Origin of the sequence: Mesorhizobium sp. M0676, assembly GCF_040320535.1 — a bacterium.
In the GTDB taxonomy this organism is placed as follows: Bacteria; Pseudomonadota; Alphaproteobacteria; order Rhizobiales; family Rhizobiaceae; genus Mesorhizobium.
This window is the reverse complement of sequence record NZ_JAMYPU010000029.1, coordinates 46837-68217: the sequence shown is the minus strand read 5'-3', so window position 1 is coordinate 68217 and position 21381 is coordinate 46837. Positions and strand designations below refer to the sequence as shown.

Here is a 21381-nt window from a genome sequence, read left to right as displayed (position 1 = left end):
CCGCGGCGGGGGGGGTGGGTGTCTGTGACTTGGGGGCGGTGGGTGGGGTGCGGCACCGACCCCCACCCGGACCTGCGGTCCGACCTCCCCACAAGGGGGAGGTAGGGGCGCGGCGCCTTTCTTCGCGTCTCTATGCAGGTAGACAGCGGCGACATCCAGGTGAGGGGCAGCGCGAATCTTTGGCGGTTTGCATGAGCATTCGAAACATGCAGACATGGCATCCGACAAGCGCGGTGTCCCGGGGGAATCATCATGGCGGCGGTAGAAACAGTGCAGCGGGCATCCGGGCGCGGCATCTGGGGATGGATGTTCTTCGACTGGGCGGCGCAGCCGTTTTTCACCGTCGTCACCACCTTCATCTTCGGGCCTTATTTCGTCTCGCGCATGGCGAGCGATCCGGTCTCAGGCCAGGCGGCCTGGGGCTACGGCATCGCTGTTGCGGGCCTGGTCATTGCCGTGCTGTCTCCCATCCTCGGCTCGATTGCCGACCAGACCGGGCCGCGCAAGCCGTGGATTGCGTTCTTCGCCTCGATCAAGATCATCAGCCTTTGCCTGCTATGGTTCGCCGCTCCCGGCTCGAACCTTTTCCTGGTGGTGCTGTTCTTTTCTCTCGCTTCGGTCGCGGCGGAATTCTCGACCGTGTTCAACGATTCGATGATGCCGCGCCTGGTGCCGAAGAGCGAGATCGGCCACGTCTCCAACATTGCCTGGGGACTTGGTTATCTCGGCGGCATGATCGCGCTGATCTTTGTTGTCGCCTGTCTTGCGGGTTCGCCGGAGACCGGCAAGACGATCATCGGCATCGACCCGCTCTTTGGGCTCGACCCGAAACTCGGCGAGGACGCGCGCGCCACCGGGCCGCTGTCGGCCGGCTGGTATTTCCTGTTCATCCTGCCGATGTTCTTCTTTACGCCGGACGCCATCAAGGGGATTCCGATCGGGCCCGCGGTGCGCGAGGGGCTGTCGGAACTGAAGTCGACGCTGACTGAAGTGCGCCGGCGCAAAGGCATCTTCCGCTTCCTTGTCGCCCGCATGATTTATCAGGACGGCGTCAATGCGCTGCTCGCTTTGGGCGGCACCTTTGCGGCAGCGATGTTCCACTGGTCGATCACCGAGATCGGCATGTTCGGCATTATCCTCAACGTCGTCGCCATCGTCGGCTGCCTGGTTGCCGCATGGCTGGACACCGCGCTTGGCTCCAAGACCATCGTGATGATTTCGCTCGTCCTGCTCAGCATCGCCACCATCGGCATCGTTTCGACCGGGCCAGGCTACACGTTGTTCGGCGCCTGGATGATGCCGGGAGCCGATAGTGGCGGCCTGTTCGGCACGGCGGCGGAAAAGGCCTACATTTTCTATGGCCTGCTGATAGGGCTGGCGTTCGGACCGGTGCAGGCGTCGTCACGCTCCTACATGGCGCGCAGCGTCACCGCAGCCGAGTCCGGCCGCTATTTCGGCATCTATGCGCTGGCCGGACGGGCGACGAGTTTCCTGGCGCCGTTCATGGTGGCGTCGATCACGCTCGCCAGCGGCTCGGCGCGGCTCGGCATGGCGGCCATCGTGCTGTTCCTGGGCGTTGGGATCGCGATATTGATCTGGACGCCGTACCCGGCGGATCAGCCGGTGGAATAGCGCCGCACTTTTCCTTCTCCCCTTGTGGGAAAAGGCAGAGGCGCTCAATGCCTGAAATGCCTCACGCCGGTAAACACCATGGCGATGCAATGCGCGTCGGCAGCGGCGATAACGTCGTCGTCGCGCATCGAGCCGCCGGGCTGGATCACCGCCGTGGCGCCGGCTTCGATCGCGGATATGAGCCCGTCGGCGAAAGGGAAGAAAGCGTCGGAGGCGACCACCGAGCCCTTGGTCAACGGCTCCGCGAGGCCAGCTGCTTCCGCCGCGTCGAGCGCCTTGCGTGCGGCGATGCGCGAGGAATCGACGCGGCTCATCTGGCCGGCGCCGATGCCGACCGTGGCGCCGTCCTTGGCGTAAACGATGGCGTTCGACTTCACGTGCTTGGCGATGCGGAAAGCGAATTTGAGGTCGGCCATCTCGGCCGCCGTCGGCGCGCGCTTGGTCACCACCTTGAGCTCGAGATCGTCGACTAACGCGTTGTCGCGGCCCTGGACGAGCATGCCGCCAGCGACGGATTTCACGGTGATGCCGCCGGCGTGCGGATCGGGCAGACCGCCGGTGACCAGCAGTCGCAAATTCTTTTTGGCGGCGATGATGCGGACAGCGTCCTCCGAAGCGTTCGGCGCGATGATCACCTCGGTGAAGGTTTTTACGATCTCCTGCGCCGCTTCGGCATCGAGGATGCGGTTCATGGCAACGATACCGCCAAAGGCCGAAACCGGGTCGCAGGCCAGCGCTCTCGCATAGGCAGCAGCCAGCGAAGCGTCCTCGGCGACGCCGCACGGGTTGGCGTGCTTGATGATGGCAACGGCGGCGCAGCGGTTGGGATCGAACTCGCCGACCAGCTCGAAGGCGGCATCGGTGTCGTTGATGTTGTTGTAGGACAGCTGCTTGCCCTGCAACTGGCGAGCCGTGGCGACCCCCGGCCGCTTGTCGCCATTGACGTAGAAGCCGGCGCTCTGATGCGGGTTCTCGCCATAGCGCATGACGCTTTCCAGCCTGCCGCCGAAGGTGCGCCAGGTCGGGTGCTCGATCACAAGCGTTTCGGCGAACCAGCCGGAGATCGCCGCATCGTAGCTGGCGGTGCGGGCAAAGGCCTTGGCCGCCAGCTTCTGGCGGAAATCCAGCGACAGCGAGCCGATGTTCATCTCCAGCGCGTTCAGCACCGAGGCGTAGTCGCCGGGATCGGTGACGATGGCGACATAGGCGTGATTCTTGGCCGAAGCGCGGATCATCGCCGGGCCGCCAATGTCGATGTTCTCGACAACAGCGGCATAGTCGGCGCCGGAGCGGCGGACCTCCTCGAACGGGTAGAGATTGGAGACGAGCAGATCGATCGGCTCGATGCCGTGATCGTGCATCGCCTTGGCGTGTTCGGGATCGTCGCGCACGCCGAGCAGCGCGCCGTGCACCGACGGGTGCAGCGTCTTGACGCGGCCGTCCATGATCTCGGGAAAGCCGGTCAGTTCCGAGACGTCACGCACCGCCAGCCCCGCCTCGGCGATCGCCTTTGCCGTGCCTCCGGTCGACACCAGCTCGACGCCGGCCGCGACCAGCCCTTTGGCGAAGTCGATCAGGCCGGTCTTGTCGAAGACGGAAAGCAGGGCGCGGCGGACCGGAACGAGGTCGGGTGCCGGAATGTTCTTAGCGGCGACGGCCATGGGCTGGCGGCCTTTCAGGGCTGATTGGAGAGCGTTGCCGGGCCGTAGCACATGAGGTCAGGAAATCAAGCCGGAAGCTCGATCAAGCCCCGGCAACGACGCTCAGCTGTTCTCGGGATAGCCGGCGATGCCGGTGCGTGTCAGCTGCCAATGCACCTCGGCGATCTCCGAGGCCTTGAAGGCGAGCACGATCTGGCGGCTGCGGCGCGGGCCGCCAAGGCCGGCGAAATAGATCGATTCCTCGACCTCCGGCACCACTTCGGTGCAGGTGAACACCCAGGTGTCGGCCTGGTCGGCGGTCAGCACCAGGCGGTCATGCTCGTCCTGCAAAAGGTTGATATCAGGGTGGATGTGGAAGCGCACCACGACGAAGTCGCGGCCATTGTTGCGGATCGCCGCACCGCCCGGGCGGAGGAAGCGATCCCTGCCGGCGAGCACATTGCCCTCGCTCGACAGTTTCAGCTCGCGCTCATGCAGGAAGCCAAAGCGCTGCATATAGCCGTCATGGCGGGCGATGAAGCCTTGCGTGCCCTTCTGGTCGATGCGCTTGCAAGGCACATGCTGCGGGCCGCCGAGCAAGGGTGAGCCGAGCAGGTCGTTGACGCGCAGCGAATGGGAAAACCGCGCCGACGAGGTGTCGTTGATGGTGGCGGTCGAATGCGCCGCGGTGGCACGGGCCAGCGGCCGGAACTCGGCGGCGCCATAGGTGTCGATGCCGGCATTGACGATATAATGCTGGCGACCGGACGAGAGTTCGAAGGCCAGGCACCCGGCATGCGCGGCGTTGGACACATCGACCGCCGGCGACGGGCCGGTATCGGCAATCACCGTCACGCCGCCCATCGACAGGCGCTCATAGCCGGAATGCGGCGCGTGCAGCAGCGGCGCGCCGGCGGTGTCGTCGTGGCGCAAGATGGTGGCTATACGGTCGTGGATGGTGGCGCCCATGCCGTTGAAGCGGGCGAGGCTGCCATCCTGATGGCGGAAGAAGCGCAGCGCCGGCAGCATGCGGTCGATGGCGCCCATCAGGGCGGCCGGTGGCGTTTCTGCCTGATTGGCATAGGTCTGACGCAGCGGCAGGAGATCGGCGAGCAATTCGAGCACCGCCATCGGGTTGCGCGAAATATGGCCGCCGTCGGGAAGGATCTGGCGGTCGAGTTCTTCCGCCAGGTTGCGGGTGGCGCCGCGCAGTGCCGAGGCCGGCGCCGGCAGCGACAGCGCGGCGAAGGCAAGCGCGATGCGAGCGCGCAGCCTGTCCTTGCCGTCCGGCATCTCGCGCGCCATCGAGCGGAGATAGCGGATCTGCACGGCGAGCGATTTCAGGAAGGCGCGATAGAACGGAAATTCGGCCCCTTGTAGGACAACCGAGGAGTGTTGCAACCAGGCAATGACTCGCTTGGCGGTGGTGCCGGGCTCCCAGGCTATGCCGGAAATCTGGTTGCCATGCATGGCGATCCAGTCGGAGACAAGCGCGCGTGCATTGGCGGCGGCCAGCTCGGTGCCGGCGGCGCGCATATGGCGCAGCCAACGGAAACCGTGCAGCGTCTTCACCCAGCCGCGGTTGGCGACGTCGATCTGGAATGGTGACTTGCCGCCGGTCTCGACCAGATGTCCCGACAGCGGATAGCGGCCATAATAAATCTCGAGCGCGATCTGCGGATCGGCGAGCCTGAGGTCGGGCGGTGCAATCAGGACGCGTTCGGGCGTGCGCCCGGAATAGCGCCAGCGATAGACTGGCCCCGCGCGAAGGCGCCGGCGCGTCTTGCGCCAAAACTCCTTAGCGACAAGCGTCCACAGACGTGTCGTGCTGCCGGCAGCCAGTGCCAAAACCCCTCCTCGTCGCCTGGAGATAGAGCATGCTGTCGCCCGAAAACCGCGTCACACTTTTCGGCATCATGTTCCGGTACCCCAGCACAAGCTTATATGATTCAAGAACTTGTGCGAAGTCGAATTCCGCCGACGTGAAGCGCCTCACGCTGCCGGCCACCGACGCGCCCCGAAAAAAGTCAAGCGCTTCGCGGGTTTAAGCCCGGCAATCCGGCACTCACTTGCGGTTGTGGCGAGACCGAAATTCGCTGGGCGAACAGTTTTCCCGGTCGCGAAACAGACGGGAGAAATAGAAGGCGTCGTGGATGCCGACGGCGGCCGCAATGGACTCTATGGGCGAATCGGAGGCGGCCAGCATCTGTTTGGCGCGGTCGAGCCTCGTGCGCAGTTGGAAGGCCTTGGGCGACATGCCGGCTGCCCGCGCAAATCTGCGCGCAAGGTTGCCGGCGACATCGAGAATTTCGCGGCGAAGGCATCGAGATCCACCGAGTCGCACGCGCAGCGGCGCAATTCGTCGACGATGGGCTGCATGTCGGCGGCATCCTGGAGGCTGGGGTTTCGTTGACGGTTGTTCCAATCCATTGCCTGGCGGGCAGCACGCACGACGATGCGATGCATCGTGGCGGCGGCTTCTGCCTGGCTCAGCATCGTATCGAGCGACAGCTCACCGTGCAGCCTGTCGAACAGCCGCTGCATTTTGCCGAGGTCGCGCAAGGGGACGACAGGGGCGTCCTCGGCGATCAGCCGCAGCCGGGTGAAATCGCGTATCAAGGCCCCGTCGAAGAGCGCCCAGCGTTCGAGCCAGCCCGATGCGTCCGGCCCGTAGGAATGCATCCTCCCGGGAAGCAGCCAGAACAGGGCCGGCGCTTGGATCGTCTGCATGCCGGCAGTCCTGGTTTCAAGCCAGCCTTGACCGTTCTCAATCAGCACCACGGCGAATTCCGGCAATTTGCGCGCTTGGATCGCCTGCGTGACGCGATGCCGACCAATCCCTGTAACCGACAGGCCGCCGGCCGCGGCCGGTGCGGATCTGTAGAGTGCGTAAGAGAGACCGTTCATGAGCGAAAAGTCCATGGCTTCGTTCTGTCCATGGGCGAGTGTGCTAACAGTATGACATTTCCAGCTAAGGATGAAAAATCGCAGGTGGCTGAAATGTCAAGCTCAACAGGTGGCATGCAACGACGGAGTCCTGTTACGTCAATCGATCTGAACGCCAACGGCAAGACATTATCGATGGCGCCGAACCGGTTGGGTCGCCTCGTGCCAACCGACGCCGGGATCGGCATCGATGCCATCCGCGGCCTCCTTGCCGAGCAAGGCTATGTCTGGCTGAAAGGTATGCTGCCGCGCCGCGACGTCATGGATTTTCGCGGCTGGGTGTTTTCGTATCTGGCCGACACCGGCTTGCTGCAGCCCGGGTCCGATCCCGAGCTTGGCCTGGCGGCGGCCGGCACGTTCGACCGTCAGTTCGCCGATCGCCGGTTGATGGCGCTGGTTCGCTCCACCGCCTATGAAGGGTTCTGCGCACAGCCCCTGATGGCTCGGCTGATGGATGCGTTCGTCGGCGGGCTGTCCTATTTGCACAAGCGCAAGATCATGCGTTTCACCCAACCGGGCACCACTGTGGCGACGCCGGCGCATTACGATCTCGTCTATCTGCGCGGCGGCACCAGCCGCATCGTCACTGCCTGGATCCCGATCGGCGACGTTCCCGTCGACATGGGCGGCCTGGTCTATCTCGAGGGATCGCACGCCATCGGCCTCGACATGGAGGCCCGGTTCGCCAGGGACAATGCCGGGCTGAGCCCGCAGGAGCGCATCAGCGCCTACAACCGGAACATGAGCGAGGGCGGCTGGGTGTCGAAGGACCTGCCCGACATGGCGGAGCGGTTCGATACACGCTGGCTGATCGCGGATTTCGAGGCCGGCGATGTCGTCCTCCACTCGCCCTACATGATCCACGCCTCGACAACCAACCAGAGCGCGGAGGGGCGTATCCGGCTCTCCACCGATATCCGCTACCAGAATGTCGATGATGAGATCGATGCAAAGTGGGGGAAGCACTGGTCCTTGGACGACATGCTTTAGGCATGTCGTCGCGTCGGAGTCAGGCCAGACGTCGCATGCGGGCGGCAAAGAAGCCGTCCAGGCCGGAACCCCCTGGCGAACCACGGTCAAGATCGGCGGGTGTGGTGCGCAGCGTGCCTTGCTGGGTCAGGAAGGCGTCGATGCCGGCGATTTCGCCGGGCTGCAGTGGATCGTCGGCGACGGTTTTGTTGCCGGCCAGAAAGACGCGATACAGATCCTCGCCTTCGATCGGGTCCAGCGAACAGTTGGAAAAAACAATCCGACCGCCCGGTTTGACCAAAGTGACGGCGCGGGCGAGCAGCTTTGCTTGCAGATCGGCTAGCTTTTCGACGTCGGCTGCCGTCTTGGTCCATGGCACGTCGGGGTGGCGCCGAACCGTGCCTGTGGAAGAGCAGGGCGCGTCGAGCAGGACGGCGTCGAAAAGCTCCGCCGGCTGGTATTTCAGCAGATCGGCCTGCACGATCTCGGCGGACAGCCCGAGTCGTTCGAGGTTCTGCGTCAGCCGCGCCAGCCGGTTCTTCGAGGTGTCCACGGCGGTGACTTTGGCGCCGGCAAGGATCAGCTGAGCGGTCTTGCCGCCGGGGGCGGCGCAGAGGTCGGCGACGCGTAATCCTTTGACATCGCCGAACAGCCGCGCCGGAAAACTGGCGGCGGCGTCCTGGACCCACCATGCGCCTTCGCTGAAGCCCGGCAGTTCGGTGACGGAGGCGCTGAGCTTTTCCACTCGCACCGTGCCGGTCGGCAGCACGATGCCGCCGAGCTTTTCGGCCCACAGTTCGGGATCGGCCTTGACCGTGAAATCCACCGGCGCCTCAACGCGATGCGCCGCCAGGATCTGTCTGGTCATCTCAGGGCCATAGGCAGCTTTCAGGCGATCGGAGAACCATTTTGGCGCCTCATCGGTGGCGGCAAGAGCTGCCGGCAGTTCGGTTTCCTTGGCGCGCACCAAAGTGCGCAGCACGCCGTTGACGAGGCCGGAAAAGCGCTGCGTGCGTGGGTCCGACTTGGCGTGGGTCACAGCCAAATCGACGGCGGCGCTGTCGGGGATCTCGAGGAACAGGATCTGCGCCGCCGCAACATGCAGGATGTGCGACAGCGCTGTGGCGTTGGGCGGCAGCGGCTTTTCAAGGCGGCGGGCGAGGAGCCCGGCAATGGTCATGCGGTATCGCAGCGCGGTCACCAGTATGGCGCGCACCAGGCCGCGGTCGCGCAGGTCGAGCACCTTGTATTGCGGGTGGCCGTTCTCGTGGTCGGTCAGCCCGTCGAGCGGCGTCTTGGCGTCGATAACGGCGGCCAGCAGCCGCGCCGCTGCCTTGCGCGCGGCGAGGCCGGCGACGAATTCGTCCGAGCTGTTTTCGCGAACGCCTGAATGTGCGGGCCGGGGTCTGGCGCCGCTCACGACCACGGACCTTTGGGTCCGGTCGGGTTGCGGCCCCACGGATTGGCTTTCGGCTTGGCCGGTTTGGTCGGCGGCGTGGGTTGTGCTGCCTTGCCCCACGGGCCTTGCTCGACATCGGCCGGGAATTCTTCTGTTTGCTCTGGCGTCGGCGCCTGGCGCGGCGCCGGCTGGCGGCCTGCCATGTCGCGCGCCATCGCCTGCAGCGCGGCGATGCGGTTGTCGGTGTTCGGGTGGGTCGAAAACAGGCTGTCCATGCGCTCGCCGTGAAGGGGATTGATGATGAAGAGATGCGCGGTCGCGGGATTGCGTTCGGCATCCGGGTTGCGGATGCGTTCGGCGCCGCGGGCGATCTTGTCAAGCGCTGATGCCAGCCAAAGCGGATTTCCAACGATTTCGGCGCCGCGCCGGTCGGCCTCGTATTCGCGCGTGCGGCTGACCGCCATCTGCACGATCATGGCGGCGAAGGGCGCGACAAGCATCGCCACCAGCACGCCGACAAAGCCGAACGGGTTGTTGTTGTCGCGGCTGCCGCCGAAGAAGAAGGCGAAATTGCCGAGCATCGAGATGGCGCCGGCGAGTGTCGCGACAATGGTCATGGTCAGCGTGTCGCGATGCTGGATGTGGGCCAGCTCATGCGCCATGACTGCCGCCACCTCCTCATGCGAAAGGCGCTCCAGCAGCCCGGTCGAGGCCGCGACCGCGGCGTTCTCGGGATTGCGGCCGGTGGCGAAGGCGTTCGGCTGCGGATTTTCGATCAGATAGGTCTTGGGCATCGGCAGGCCGGCCTGCTTGGCCAGCGCCTCGACGATGGCGTGGAATTCGGGCGCGTTCTTCGCGTTGACCTCGACGGCGTGGTTCATCGACAGCACCATCTTGTCGGCATTCCAGTAGCTGAACAGATTGGTGCCCGCGGCGACCAGGAAGGCGATCATCATGCCGCCGGTGCCGCCGATCAGAAAGCCGACGCCCATGAACAGCGCCGTCATCGCGGCCAGGAGCATGGTGGTGCGTAGCGTGCTCATTGTCTGCTCCCTGTGCGGCCGTGGCAAAAAAAGGTCGATCGGGGTGAACTCATGGCTATATGATGGGAAACGCCGCCCTTCGTTTCAATCCGCTCGGACTATCGCATGACCGACCAACCCAGCAAAGCCGATGCCGACCGGGAGAAGGACCTGACGCCGGCGGCCAGCCGGGCGCTGGCTGAAGCCGAGGCGCGCCGTGAAGCGTATCGCCAGAAGGAAGCTGCGTTGCCGAAGGAAATCGGCGGCCGCGGCGGCAAGGAACCCGGCCGCTACGGCGACTGGGAAGTGAAGGGACTGGCTAGCGATTTCTAGGGGTTCAGGAACGGAAGAACTGGGGAACTGAACTGAAGAGTTGAAGAAAAAGGCGCATAGCAGTTCTCCAGTGCTCCAGTCCTCCAGTCCTCCAGTCCTCCAGTCCTCCAGTCCTCCAGTCCTCCAGTCCTCCAGTTCCTCAGGCCGCGCTGCGCTGTGCCCCCAGCGTCATCCAGCCGCTGTCATCGATGGCGATGGAGACGGTTTCGTAGCCGCCAATCGAGTTGTGCTGAGTCGTCATTGGATGCTGGTGAGTGGCGCTGATCACCATCACCGACGCGCCCGCTGCTTCCGCCGCCGCGATACCGGCCGGTGCGTCCTCGAAGACCAGACAGTCGCCGATATCGACGCCGAGCCGTTTTGCCGCCAGCAGGAAACAGTCGGGCGCCGGTTTGCCGTGAGACACATCCTCGGCCGCGACCACCAAGGCGGGAACCGGGATGCCGGCGGCCCGCATGCGCAGCAGCGCCAACGGGCGCGGCGCCGAGGTGACGATCGCCCAGCGCTCTGGCGGCAAAGCGTTGAGGAACGGCACGGCGCCGGCGATCGGCAGCACGCCTTCGACATCGTCCGACTCGGCCTGCAACAGCACAAACGCCTCATGAACAGGGTCGACGCCGGGAAGCGCCAGCCTGGTGATGGTCTCGACCGCCCGCACGCCATGGATCGTCGGCAGGAAGGCTTCGACGTCGAGACCGTGCTTAAGCGCCCACGCCGCCCAGACGCGCTCGGCCGAGGCGATCGAATTGAGCACCGTGCCATCCATATCGAACAGGAACGCGGCGAATTTTCTGCCTGCAAACATCAGATTTTCCACGGGGTTAGGGATCGTTTCGGGAGGGTCGAAACATGTCGTTCGACCGTAACGTCGCCACGCCTGCCTGGGAAGCCGCGGGAGAGCCTTTTCGATAGTTCCAGGGAACCATGGTCCCGCCTTTGGCGTTTTGAGCATACTGTTTTCCACGGGATCGAAGGGGCAATCATTGTGCTGATCCGGCTCGGCTACGAAATCGCCATTGAATGCGTCGGCGCCACGCCGGTCATCTCGCTGCTTGATATCCACAGGGATCGTCAGGCCGACATCAAACGGCAGACGCGCGTGCTAACGTCGCCTTCAGTGCCGAGCAAGGTCTATCACGATCTGTTCGGCAATACCTGCCGCCGCTTCACCGTACCCGCCGGCAGTTTCCGCATTCTCTATGACGCAGCCGTCGAGGACAGCGGCGAGCCTGACGCGGTCAACACGCTGGCCAGGGAAGTGCCGGTGGCGGAACTGCCGGACGATGTACTCGGCTACCTCCTCGGCAGCCGCTATTGCGAGACCGATCATCTGAGCAGTCTGGCCTGGCAGCTTTTCGGCCATGTTCCCTCCGGCTGGGCGCGGGTGCAGGCGATCGTCGACTACGTCCACAACCGGCTGTCCTTCGGCTATGGCTATGCGCGGTCGACCCGCACCGCAGCCCAGGCGCATGAGGAGCAGGTTGGTGTATGCCGCGACTTCGCCCATCTGGCGATCACGCTCTGCCGCTGCATGAACATCCCGGCCCGCTATGTGAACGGTTATCTCGGCGACATCGGCGTACCGGCCGACCCGGCGCCGATGGATTTTTCGGCCTGGATGGAAGTGTTCCTCGACGGCAAATGGTACACGTTCGACCCGCGTCATAATCGTCCGAGGATAGGCCGCGTCGTCATCGCGCGCGGTCGTGATGCCACGGATGTCCCGCTGCTGCACAGCTTCGGCCCGCACCAACTTTCGCTGTTCAAGGTCTGGACCTATGAGCAGGAAGGCAATCTGTTCAACCCGCCCTATCACGGCGTCGACAAGACGGTGAGCGCGCGGATGCTGGCGTGACCGGATTCTGATCCGCTTCGACACACAATCCGGAAATGGAAAAGGCCGCCGCTTCTTGACGAAGCCGGCGGCCTTCCGTGTTTCCGTCCGTGGCGCGGCCAATGGCGGCGACCGAGGTCACCCGCCGCGCTTATCGCGCCTTAACGGGAAGACTGCTTCCCGAAAGTGCAATCCGCTGAGGCCACGTTCTGGAAAACGAAATCACTCGACATCGGATCACCTCCTTTCGATTTGTTGAACACGTACAGATGATGGGGTGCGTTGCAGCAAAAAACAAGATGCCGATTTGAAATAGCCGGCGAGCCGCCTTTTGCGCCGGGTTGCGAAGAGCCGCGAGGGCGGGCAAAATCCATGCAAGGTGGATTGTCAGGACTCGGGAGGATGGCCATGGAGGCAGCCGAGAAGGCCGCGCGCATCGTGCGAACGGTGATCGAAACGCTGAACCCGGGTTTTGCGGTCAAGCTGTGGACCGGCGAGCGGATCGGTCCCGCCACCGGGCCCGTGCTCACCATCAACGACCAGGACATCGTCTGGCAGGTGGTGAAGCGGCCATCACTGTCGACGCTGATCGAGATGTGGATTTCCAAGACGATAGACATCGAAGACGGGACGATTTTCGATTTTTATGCACTGCCGTCGCAAGGCAAGCTCAGGACCAAGCTCAAGTCGCTGCCGAAGCTGGCGATCCTGCGCGACCTGCCGGCGGTGCTCCTGTCACGCAAGCAGATGAGTGCACGCACCGATCTGTCGGGTCGCAACCCCTATGTCAGCGGGTCGAGCCAGGAGGCGATCCAGCATCACTACGACATTTCGAATGCCTTTTACCGGCTCTTCCTCGACGAGCGCATGGTCTACAGCTGCGGCTACTTTAAGGATTTCGCCGATGGCATCGACCAAGCGCAGGCCGACAAGCTCGACCATATCTGCCGCAAGCTCAGGCTGAAATCGGGCGAAAAGCTGCTCGACATCGGCTGCGGCTGGGGCGCCATGCTGATCCATGCGGCCAAAAATTACGGCGTCGTCGGCCATGGCGTGTCGCTGTCGCAGGCGCAGACCGATCTCGCCCGCGAGCGCATCCGCGCCGAAGGGCTGCAGGACCGCATCACCATCGAAATCAAATCCTATACGGAGCTCAAAGGCTCCTTCGACAAGATATCGTCGATCGGCATGTTCGAGCATCTCGGCCTCGCCAACCACGCCACCTATTTCAAGACCATCCATCGCTTGCTGAAGCCCGGCGGCATCTATCTGCACCACGCCATCACCAGGCGCAGCAAGGGCGACTTGAAGAAAACCTTGCGCAAGGGGCCGGAGTTCAAGGCGCTGCTCAAATACATTTTCCCCGGCGGGGAACTCGACACGATCGGCATGACGCTGGGCAATCTGGAGGCGCATGGCTTCCTGGTCTACGACGTCGAGAATCTGCGCGAGCACTATGCGCGCACCTGCCGGCTGTGGGCCGAGCGGCTGCAGGCTCGCTTCGACGAGGCGGTCGCCGAAGTCGGCGAGGCCAAGGCACGGCTGTGGCTGCTTTATCTCACCGGCTGCTCGATCACCTTCGAGCGCGCCTCGGCGCAGATTTTTCAGACCGTCGTCACCAAACGCGCACGCGGCCCGAGCGGGCTGCCGCCGACACGGGCGGATCTGTATCGGTAGGGATAGGATTCGGGGCCGAACCCCACGCTTTCCAAGGTCTGCGATTCGCTGCCTCGCGGTAGAGGCCTACACGAACCGCATCGGCGCGCCGATCTCGACGCGGGCAGGCCTGTCCACAGTGCAATAGACGCCGAGATTATGGGCGTTGTGGCGGACCAGATTGCGCAGGATGCCGGGATCGTGGTCGAAGCCGTCCTGGCTGATGATGGTGAAGCCGCAGCGGCGGCACGGCTCCGAGACGGTCACCAGCAGGTCGCCGATGGCAAGCTTGCGGCCAATCCATTCGGTCTCGGGAAACGAGCTTTCGACCGCCGCCATGTCGACGACAATGTTGGGGCGGAAGCGGCGCGGATCGGGAATGCCTTCGGGGTGCAGCGCCTTTAGCCGCGCCAGCGATGCGGTGGTCAAGAGATGGATCGGCGCTTTGCGGTAGCGCGCCGCGGTGAGCGGGCCGGTGTAGCCGGGGGCGTTGTCCTGGCTGAACGGCCGGATCGAGGCGGCGAAGCCGAGATAGGCCGAGATGGCTTGGTCGCATTCCACACCCGGCACTGCCAGCCAGTCGCCGCCGGGAACGGCGATCTCCAGCTCGCGATGGTTGGTGAGCCGGGTGCGGATGCGCGGCACCTTGTGCCACTTGGCGTCGCGGTCGGGCCGCGCGATCTCATTGTCCGAGACATCGACAAGGCCGAACAGCCGGTCGCCGTCGATGGTTTCAAGGCCGACCGAAATGGCGTCCTGGCGTTCGCCGGCAAGCGAACTTGCGGGGTAACGCCAGAGCTCCGTGACTGCGCCCAGTGCAGCCGTCAAATCCCTTCAGCCCTTCTTGTTCTGGCGGTTGGCGATCAGATCATCGACCACGGCCGGATCGGCCAGTGTCGAGGTATCGCCGAGCGCGGAAAAATCGTCCTCGGCGATCTTGCGCAGGATACGGCGCATGATCTTGCCGGAGCGGGTTTTCGGCAGTCCGGGCGCGAACTGCAGCTTGTCGGGCGAGGCGATGGCGCCGATCTCCTTGCGGACATGGGCCACGAGCTCCTTGCGCAGTTCCTCGCTCGGCTCCACGCCTTTCATCAAGGTAACGTAGCTGTAGATGCCCTGGCCCTTGATGTCGTGGGGATAGCCGACGACAGCTGCTTCCGACACTTTCTCGTGGCTGACGAGCGCCGATTCGACCTCGGCCGTTCCCATGCGGTGGCCGGAAACGTTGATGACGTCGTCGACGCGGCCGGTGATCCAGTAATAGCCGTCGGCGTCGCGGCGACAGCCGTCTCCGGTGAAGTATTTGCCCTTGTAGGTGGAGAAATAGGTCTGCACGAAGCGGTCGTGATCGCCATAGACCGTGCGCATCTGGCCGGGCCAGGAATCGGCGATGCAGAGATTGCCGTCGGCCGCCCCTTCCAGCACCTTGCCTTCGCCGTCGACCAGTTGCGGTTTGATGCCGAAGAAGGGCCGCGTCGCCGAACCGGCCTTGAGGTCGGTGGCGCCGGGCAGCGGCGTGATCAGGATGCCGCCGGTCTCGGTCTGCCACCATGTGTCGACGATCGGCACCTTGCCGTTGCCGACGATGTTGAAATACCACTCCCAGGCTTCCGGATTGATCGGTTCGCCGACCGAGCCCAGCACGCGCAGCGACTTGCGCGAGGTCTTCTTCACCGGTTCGTCGCCGGCGCCCATCAGCGAGCGCAGTGCCGTCGGCGCGGTGTAGAAGATGTTGACCTTGTGCTTGTCGATGACTTCCCAGAAGCGCGACTGCGAGGGGTAGTTCGGCACGCCCTCGAACATCAGCGTGGTGGCGCCGTTGGCGAGCGGGCCATAGACGATATAGCTGTGGCCGGTGACCCAACCGACATCGGCGGTGCACCAGTAGATATCGCCATCATGGTAGTCGAAGACATATTGGTGGGTCATCGAGACATAGACGAGATAGCCGGCGGTGGTGTGCAGCACGCCCTTCGGCTTGCCGGTCGAGCCTGAGGTATAGAGGATGAACAGCGGATCCTCGGCCTTCATCTTCTCCGGCTTGCAGTCGCCTTTCACCGTGGCGATCTCGTCATGGTACCAGATGTCGCGTCCCTGGACCCAGCCGGTCTTGCCGCCGGTGCGGCGAACGACGACCACTTTTTCGACCTTGGTGCCGGCCTTGGCGGCGATTTCGATCGCTCTGTCGGTGTTTTCCTTCAGCGGGATCGGCTTGCCGCCGCGCAGGCCCTCATCGGCGGTGATGACGAAGGTCGACTTGCAGTCATCGATGCGGCCGGCCAGCGCGTCCGGTGAAAAGCCGCCAAAGACGATCGAGTGGATGGCGCCGATGCGGGTGCAAGCCAGCATCGCGTATGCGGCTTCCGGGATCATCGGCATGTAGATGGTGACGCGGTCGCCCTTCCTGACGCCGTGCTTCTTCATCACATTGGCGAGCCGGCAGACATGCTCGTAAAGTTCGTTGTAGGTGACCTTCTTGTCGTCGTAGGGATTGTCGCCTTCCCAGATGATGGCGGTCTGGTTGCCGCGCTTCTTCAAATGGCGGTCGATGCAGTTGTAGGAGACGTTAGTTTCGCCGTCCTCGAACCATTTGATCGAGACCTTGCCCTCGAAGGAGGTGTTCTTGACCTTGCTGAACGGCTTGAACCAGTCGATGCGCTTGCCGTGCTTGCCCCAGAACTTGTCCGGATTCTTCACGCTGTCGTTATACCATTTGAGGTAGGTGTCGTTGTCGATCAGCGCGTTCTTCTTCCACGCCGGCTGGACGCGGTGGATCTTAACCTCGGACATGTCTTCACTTTCCTCCCAAACCACCCCGCCGGCTTGACCACAGCCAGGATCACGGCGACGCAGCCGCGAATTCGGCGGCATTATTAACAGTTCCGCGCTGACGGCAACATTAGACGTTGGATTCGCGTGGCGGGATGCCGCAGCTCCCGTTTCGGTTGTATCAGCACTCGGCAGCGGTCGCTGCTAACTGCATGTTTTCGTGCATAAAACCCGACTGGGATCAGGAAAATCATAGACAGTTAAGGAACGGCGCGCACAATTCAGTGTTGGGAGGAATGGAGAATCAACTAGGCCAAGGGGCTGTCATGCGCGATCATTCCGAAATGGACCTGATGCTCAAGGGGTACGGCCTGACCACGGCCAAGATTCTGTACCATTTTCCCGACCACCCGCATCTGCTGCAGAGCTTCATCTGGCAGGATTACGATCTGGCGCCGAAGTTTCCGGTGCTGATCAAGTTCATCGAGTTCTGGAAGGCCAGGCTCGACGGGCCGCTGCATTCGATCAGCTACACGCACCAGAAGCTGATCGCGCCGAACGAATGGCGGAAGGTGGATGGGGAGTTCGTGCTGCACTGAGCGGCAGTATAGCTGATCTCCCCCGCGAGGGGGGAGATTGGCAGCTTCAACGTCGGCGATCACACCGCAGGCGGGTTCAGCCGGGCGAAACCTTCCTGGCGGTGATAGGGGAAGTACGGGTAGGGCGCGGTCACTTCGCTTGCCTTGTCGAGCTTTTTGACCTGCTCCGGCGTCAACGCCCAGCTGACGGCGCCGAGGTTCTGGCGCAGCTGTTCCTCGTTGCGGGCGCCGATGATGACCGAGGACACGGTCGGGCGCTGCAAGAGCCAGTTGATGGCGATCTGCGGCACGGTCTTGCCGGTCTCTTCAGCCATCGCATCAAGCGCGTCCATGACCCGGTAGAGATGTTCGTCCGCGACCGGCGGGCCGAAATCGGCGGTGTCGTGCAGCCGGCTCTTTTCCGGCAGGGGCTGGCCGCGGCGGATCTTGCCGGTCAGGCGGCCCCAGCCGAGCGGGCTCCACACCAGCGCGCCGATGCCCTGGTCGATACCGAGCGGCATCAGCTCCCATTCATAGTCGCGACCGACCAGCGAGTAGTAGACCTGATGCGCGGCGTAGCGCGGATAAGCATGCTTGTCAGCTTCCGCCAGCGATTTCATCACCTGCCAGCCGGAGAAGTTGGAGACGCCGACATAGCGCAGCTTGCCGGCGCGCACGAGGTCGTCCATCGTCGACAACACCTCCTCGATCGGCGTGCCGGCATCGAAGGCGTGCAGCTGCAACAGGTCGATGTAATCGGTGCCCATGCGCTTCAGGGCGGCGTCGACGGCTTTGATCAGCCGCGAGCGCGACGAGCCGTAGTCGGCCGGTCTGTCGCCCATCGGCAGCGAAGTCTTGGTCGAGATCAGCACCGCGTCGCGGCGGCCTTTGATGGCTTCGCCAAGCACTTCCTCAGAGGCGCCGTTCGAATAGACATCGGCGGTGTCGAACAGATTGACGCCGGCCTCGAGGCAGATGTCGATCAGCCGCCGCGCTTCCTTGGCGTCGCTGTTGCCCCAGGCCCCGAACAGCGGCCCGGAGCCGCCGAAAGTGCCGGCGCCGAAAGAGAGTGCGGGCACTTTCAGGCCCGATGCGCCGAGACGTCGATAATCCATTTTATGCTCCTTGATGATGTCGAAGAAGGATTGCGCGTGATGCTCATGACTGGGCGCAGACCGGCGCCCCGATTGTGGGGGCGCGATCGAGGCGCAGCGCCAGGGCAGCGACGCCAAGAGCCGCGACCGGCAGCAAAGCGGCGATCCAGGTTAGTGAGCCGAGGCCGAGGCCATGGGCAATCACCGCGCCGCCAAGCCAAGCGCCGGCGGCATTGCCGAGGTTGAAGGCGGCGATGTTGAAGGACGAGGCGAGGCTCTGGCCCGCGCCTTGCGCCTTTTCCAGCACCCACATCTGCAGCGGCGCCACGGTGGCGAAGGCGGCGGCACCAAGCAGGCCGACATAGATGACGGCCAGGATTTGGCTGTGGACGGCGAAGGTCATTGTGGCCAGCACCAACGCCAGCACCACGAGGCTGCCGAGCACCGCCGGCACCAACCAGCGGTCGGCGACCTTGCCGCCAAGCAGATTGCCGGCGAGGAGGCCACCGCCGAAGACGAGCAGGATCGGCGACACCGCGGCCTCCCTGAAGCCGCTGATCTCGGTGAGCAGCGGGGCGATGTAGGTGAAGACGGCGAAGACGCCGGCATAGCCGAGCACGGTGGTGGCGAGGCCGAGCAGCACCGGCGTGCGGCGCAGCACGGCGAGGTCGGCGCGCAGATTGGTCTTCTCGGGCGCTTCCTTGCTGCGCGGCACCAGAAGCAGGATGACGGCAAAGGCTGCCAAGCCGACCAGGGTTACCGCCCAGAAGGTGGCGCGCCAGCCGAAGGTCTGGCCGAGCCAGGTGCCGAAGGGCACGCCGAGGATGTTGGCGATAGTCAGGCCGGTGAACATCAGCGCGATCGCCGAGGCTTTCTTGTTGGGCGCGACCAGGCCGGTGGCGACCACCGAGCCGACGCCAAAGAAAGTGCCATGGGCAAAGGCGGTGATGATGCGGGCGCCCATCAGCGTCCAGTAGCCGGGGGCGATCGCACAGGCGAGGTTGCCGAGCGTGAAGATCGCCATAAGGGCCAGAAGGACGGTCTTGCGGGGCCAGTTGCCGGTGGCGATGGTCAAAAGCGGCGCGCCGATGACGACGCCCAACGCGTAGCCCGAAATCAACTGGCCGGCGGCCGAGATCGAGACTCCGAGATCTTTGCTGACATCGATCAGCAGCCCCATGATGACGAATTCGGTGACACCGATGCCGAAGGCTCCGGCAGCGAGGGCGTAGAGAGCAAGAGGCATGGCGGTTTCCAGTTCGAACTCGATGAGCGCGCTGTCCAGACCCGCGCCCCGACCGCAGAGATCGTGTTGGCATGCCTTGTGAACCAGACTTGCCTTGGGCATATCTCCTGTGAAATAGATTCACAAATGGCCAGACCCGATATCAACCGTTCCGGCGAGATCGAAGTGTTCGTCCGCGTCGTCGAGGCGAGCAGCTTCTCGGCTGCGGCTCGTTCGCTGCGTATGACACCGTCGGCGGTGAGCAAGCTGATCGCGCGACTGGAGGCAAGGCTCGGCGCGCGGCTGGTCACCCGCTCGACGCGCAAGCTGCAGCTGACGCCGGAAGGGACGGCGTTCTATGATAGCGGGGTGCGCATCCTGGCCGATATGGCGGCGGCCGAGCGCGAGGCGGCCGTGGGTGCCGCGCCGCGCGGACGGCTGCGCGTCAACTCCTATGTGCCCTTCGGGGTGCATCGGCTGATCCCGTTGCTGCCTGATTTCCTCGAACGCTACCCCGGGATTTCGGTCGATCTGGTGCTTACCGACAGCGTCATCGATCTGATGGCTGAACGTGCCGACGTCGCCATCCGCGCCGGGCCGCTCGGCGAGTCGCGGCTGGTGGCGCGCAAGCTCGGGCAAAGCCGGATGACAGTCGTTGCCGCACCGTCCTATCTCAAGACGCATGGCACGCCGCTGGTTCCAGCAGATCTCGACCGGCACAATCGCATGGCTTTCGGCTTTGTCCGGCATGTCGATGGCTGGCAGTTTGTCGACGCAGCTGACAATGCCATCACGGTTCCCATCGTGGGAAACACGCTGGTCGGCGATGGCGAGTCGATGCGGTTGATGGCGGTCGGCGGCGCCGGCATCGCCCGGCTGGCACACTGGCATGTGGCCGATGACATCGCGGCGGGGCGGCTGACGGCGCTGCTGGAGGATTTCAATCCGGGCGACGAGGAGCCTACCCACGCCGTCTATGTCGGCCAGGGCCGGCATTTGCCCGCACGGGTGCGGGCGTTTCTCGACTTTCTGGTCGAGAGCGTGCGGATGAGCTGAAAAGACGTTGGGGAGCCAGATGACCCCCCAAGCATCAGGCGACAGCGATGACTATTTCTTCGGGGTGAACGGCGCCGGGCGGCGACCGGCGCCCTGACGCTCCAGCATCCAGCCGGGATATTCGGCCGGCAGCGCACTGACCTCATCCAGTCTGGCGAGATCATCGGCGTCGAGCTTCACCTCGGCCGCGGCAAGGTTCTGCTCGAGCTGCTCCATGCGGCTGGCGCCGATGATGACGCTCATGACGAAAGGTTTGGCCAGGACATAGCCGAGCGCCACCGTGGCGACGCTGACGCCGTGCTTCTGGGCGATCTCGCGCATCGCGGCGACAGCCGCCCAGGCGCGGTCCTCATCGACCGGCGGGAAGTTGAAGGCGGCGCGGCGGCCTTCGCCATTGCCGGGCGCGCCGGGGCCGTATTTGCCCGACAGCAGGCCGCCGGCCATTGGCGACCAGACCATCAGGCCGAGCTTTTCCTCGTTGATGAGCGGCACGATCTCGCGCTCGAGGTCGCGGCCGGCGATCGAGTAATAGGACTGGATGGTCTCGAAGCGGGAAAATCCCTTGCGCTCGGCAACGCCCAGCGCCTTGGCGATGCGCCAGGCCGCCCAGTTGGAGACGCCGACATAGCGGACCTTACCGCTGGCAACGAGATCGTCGAGCGCCCGCAGCGTCTCGTCGACTGGCGTCACGGTGTCGGTGCCGTGCAGCTGGTAGAGATCGATATGGTCTAGCTGCAGCCGCTCCAGGCTGCCCTCGACCGAATCCATGATGTGGCCGCGCGAAGAGCCGCGCTCGTTCGGGCCCTGGCCCATGGCGCCATGCACCTTGGTGGCAATGACGACGTCCGAGCGTTTGACGCCAAGATCCTTGAGCGACTGGCCAAGCAGGCGTTCGGACTGGCCGAATGAATAGACGTCGGCCGTGTCGAAGAAATTGACGCCGGCGGCGATGGAACGGGCAACGATGTCGTTGACGCCCTTCTGGTCGAGGCTGGCGATCAGGCCCCATTGGGCATTCTCGCCGGCGGCGCCGAAGGTCATGGTGCCGAGGCACAGTTCGGAGACGAACATCCCCGTATTTCCGAGTTGATTGTAGCGCATGGTGGCGGCTCCAGCAGATTGGTGATGACGCCAAGCAAATAGGAACGGTGCGTTTCGTTTCCAGTGGTGGTACAATGATGGGCCGGCTCTGGCTCAACCTGCAGCCGACCCAACACCGGATCAACAC

The 21381-nt window shown here is 64.1% G+C and carries 17 protein-coding genes and 1 pseudogene; 7 read left to right on the top strand and 11 right to left on the bottom strand.

Translation table 11 applies throughout. The annotated features are described in order from the left end of the window. The first annotated feature begins 252 nt into the window (after positions 1-252). Positions 253-1632 carry an MFS transporter gene (locus NKI35_RS25700; RefSeq protein ID WP_352741766.1) on the top strand — a complete coding sequence of 460 codons (1380 nt, stop codon included), beginning with the start codon at positions 253-255 and terminating at the stop codon, positions 1630-1632. Between the two features lie 44 nt (positions 1633-1676). On the opposite strand, the gene purH is transcribed toward NKI35_RS25700, so the two are convergent. The 3 genes and pseudogenes from purH to NKI35_RS25685 all read right to left on the bottom strand — a co-directional run bounded on the left by purH (position 1677) and on the right by NKI35_RS25685 (position 6179). Next, positions 1677-3293 carry a bifunctional phosphoribosylaminoimidazolecarboxamide formyltransferase/IMP cyclohydrolase gene (gene purH, locus NKI35_RS25695; RefSeq protein WP_352741765.1) on the bottom strand — a complete coding sequence of 539 codons (1617 nt, stop codon included), beginning with the start codon at positions 3291-3293 and terminating at the stop codon, positions 1677-1679. A gap of 102 nt (positions 3294-3395) precedes the next feature. Then, entirely contained in the window at positions 3396-5120 is a 1725-nt protein-coding gene (locus tag NKI35_RS25690) for a heparinase II/III family protein (protein WP_023693200.1), read from the bottom strand. A 217-nt stretch (positions 5121-5337) separates the two neighbouring features. Continuing rightward, a pseudogene (locus NKI35_RS25685) lies at positions 5338-6179 on the bottom strand (helix-turn-helix transcriptional regulator). A gap of 114 nt (positions 6180-6293) precedes the next feature. On the opposite strand from NKI35_RS25685, the gene NKI35_RS25680 reads away from it, so the two are divergent. Further along, the gene (locus tag NKI35_RS25680; protein WP_352741764.1) at positions 6294-7208 is read left to right on the top strand and encodes a phytanoyl-CoA dioxygenase family protein; all 915 of its coding nucleotides are present in this window, start codon (positions 6294-6296) and stop codon (positions 7206-7208) included. Between the two features lie 19 nt (positions 7209-7227). Here NKI35_RS25680 and NKI35_RS25675 read toward each other — a convergent pair whose 3' ends face one another. Next, complete coding sequence (locus tag NKI35_RS25675; protein WP_502897172.1) at positions 7228-8613, bottom strand: RsmB/NOP family class I SAM-dependent RNA methyltransferase; 1386 nt, start codon at positions 8611-8613, stop codon at positions 7228-7230. Then, the gene (gene htpX / locus NKI35_RS25670; protein ID WP_352741762.1) at positions 8604-9629 is read right to left on the bottom strand and encodes a zinc metalloprotease HtpX; all 1026 of its coding nucleotides are present in this window, start codon (positions 9627-9629) and stop codon (positions 8604-8606) included. Before htpX ends, NKI35_RS25675 begins: the two co-directional genes overlap by 10 nt. Before the next feature lie 105 nt (positions 9630-9734). Here htpX and NKI35_RS25665 point away from each other — a divergent pair, with 105 nt between their 5' ends. Then, positions 9735-9941 (top strand): DUF1674 domain-containing protein, encoded by a 207-nt coding sequence (locus tag NKI35_RS25665; RefSeq protein WP_023688862.1) that lies wholly within the window; start codon positions 9735-9737, stop codon positions 9939-9941. Positions 9942-10080: 139 nt separating this feature from the next. Here the strand turns inward: NKI35_RS25665 and NKI35_RS25660 are convergent, their stop codons facing one another. Continuing rightward, positions 10081-10746, bottom strand: a complete 666-nt coding sequence (locus tag NKI35_RS25660; RefSeq protein ID WP_023684076.1) for an HAD-IA family hydrolase — start codon at positions 10744-10746, stop codon at positions 10081-10083. Positions 10747-10926: 180 nt separating this feature from the next. Between NKI35_RS25660 and NKI35_RS25655 the strand changes: the two genes are divergently transcribed. Together NKI35_RS25655 and NKI35_RS25650 are read left to right on the top strand one after the other, a co-directional pair. Next, the gene (locus NKI35_RS25655) at positions 10927-11796 is read left to right on the top strand and encodes a transglutaminase-like domain-containing protein (protein WP_023700201.1); all 870 of its coding nucleotides are present in this window, start codon (positions 10927-10929) and stop codon (positions 11794-11796) included. Between the two features lie 387 nt (positions 11797-12183). After that, positions 12184-13452, top strand: coding sequence for a class I SAM-dependent methyltransferase (locus tag NKI35_RS25650; protein ID WP_352741761.1), 1269 nt, complete (start codon positions 12184-12186; stop codon positions 13450-13452). A 66-nt stretch (positions 13453-13518) separates the two neighbouring features. Here NKI35_RS25650 and NKI35_RS25645 read toward each other — a convergent pair whose 3' ends face one another. Together NKI35_RS25645 and acs are read right to left on the bottom strand one after the other, a co-directional pair. Then, positions 13519-14259: an MOSC domain-containing protein gene (locus NKI35_RS25645; protein ID WP_352741760.1), complete on the bottom strand. Its 741-nt coding sequence runs from the start codon at positions 14257-14259 to the stop codon at positions 13519-13521. A gap of 6 nt (positions 14260-14265) precedes the next feature. Continuing rightward, positions 14266-16221, bottom strand: a complete 1956-nt coding sequence (gene acs / locus NKI35_RS25640) for an acetate--CoA ligase (protein WP_352741759.1) — start codon at positions 16219-16221, stop codon at positions 14266-14268. Between the two features lie 305 nt (positions 16222-16526). Here acs and NKI35_RS25635 point away from each other — a divergent pair, with 305 nt between their 5' ends. Then, on the top strand, positions 16527-16799 hold the full coding sequence (locus NKI35_RS25635) for an usg protein (protein ID WP_023668649.1): 273 nt from the start codon (positions 16527-16529) through the stop codon (positions 16797-16799). A gap of 59 nt (positions 16800-16858) precedes the next feature. Here the strand turns inward: NKI35_RS25635 and NKI35_RS25630 are convergent, their stop codons facing one another. Together NKI35_RS25630 and NKI35_RS25625 are read right to left on the bottom strand one after the other, a co-directional pair. Next, complete coding sequence (locus NKI35_RS25630) at positions 16859-17893, bottom strand: aldo/keto reductase (protein ID WP_023747327.1); 1035 nt, start codon at positions 17891-17893, stop codon at positions 16859-16861. Positions 17894-17936: 43 nt separating this feature from the next. Further along, positions 17937-19118 carry an MFS transporter gene (locus NKI35_RS25625; protein ID WP_352741758.1) on the bottom strand — a complete coding sequence of 394 codons (1182 nt, stop codon included), beginning with the start codon at positions 19116-19118 and terminating at the stop codon, positions 17937-17939. 126 nt (positions 19119-19244) lie between these two features. On the opposite strand from NKI35_RS25625, the gene NKI35_RS25620 reads away from it, so the two are divergent. Next, a complete protein-coding gene (locus tag NKI35_RS25620; protein ID WP_023747326.1) occupies positions 19245-20153 on the top strand; it encodes a LysR family transcriptional regulator in 909 nt (302 codons plus the stop codon). Positions 20154-20204: 51 nt separating this feature from the next. On the opposite strand, the gene NKI35_RS25615 is transcribed toward NKI35_RS25620, so the two are convergent. Beyond that, positions 20205-21254 carry an aldo/keto reductase gene (locus tag NKI35_RS25615; RefSeq protein WP_023747325.1) on the bottom strand — a complete coding sequence of 350 codons (1050 nt, stop codon included), beginning with the start codon at positions 21252-21254 and terminating at the stop codon, positions 20205-20207. Positions 21255-21381 lie beyond the last annotated feature (127 nt).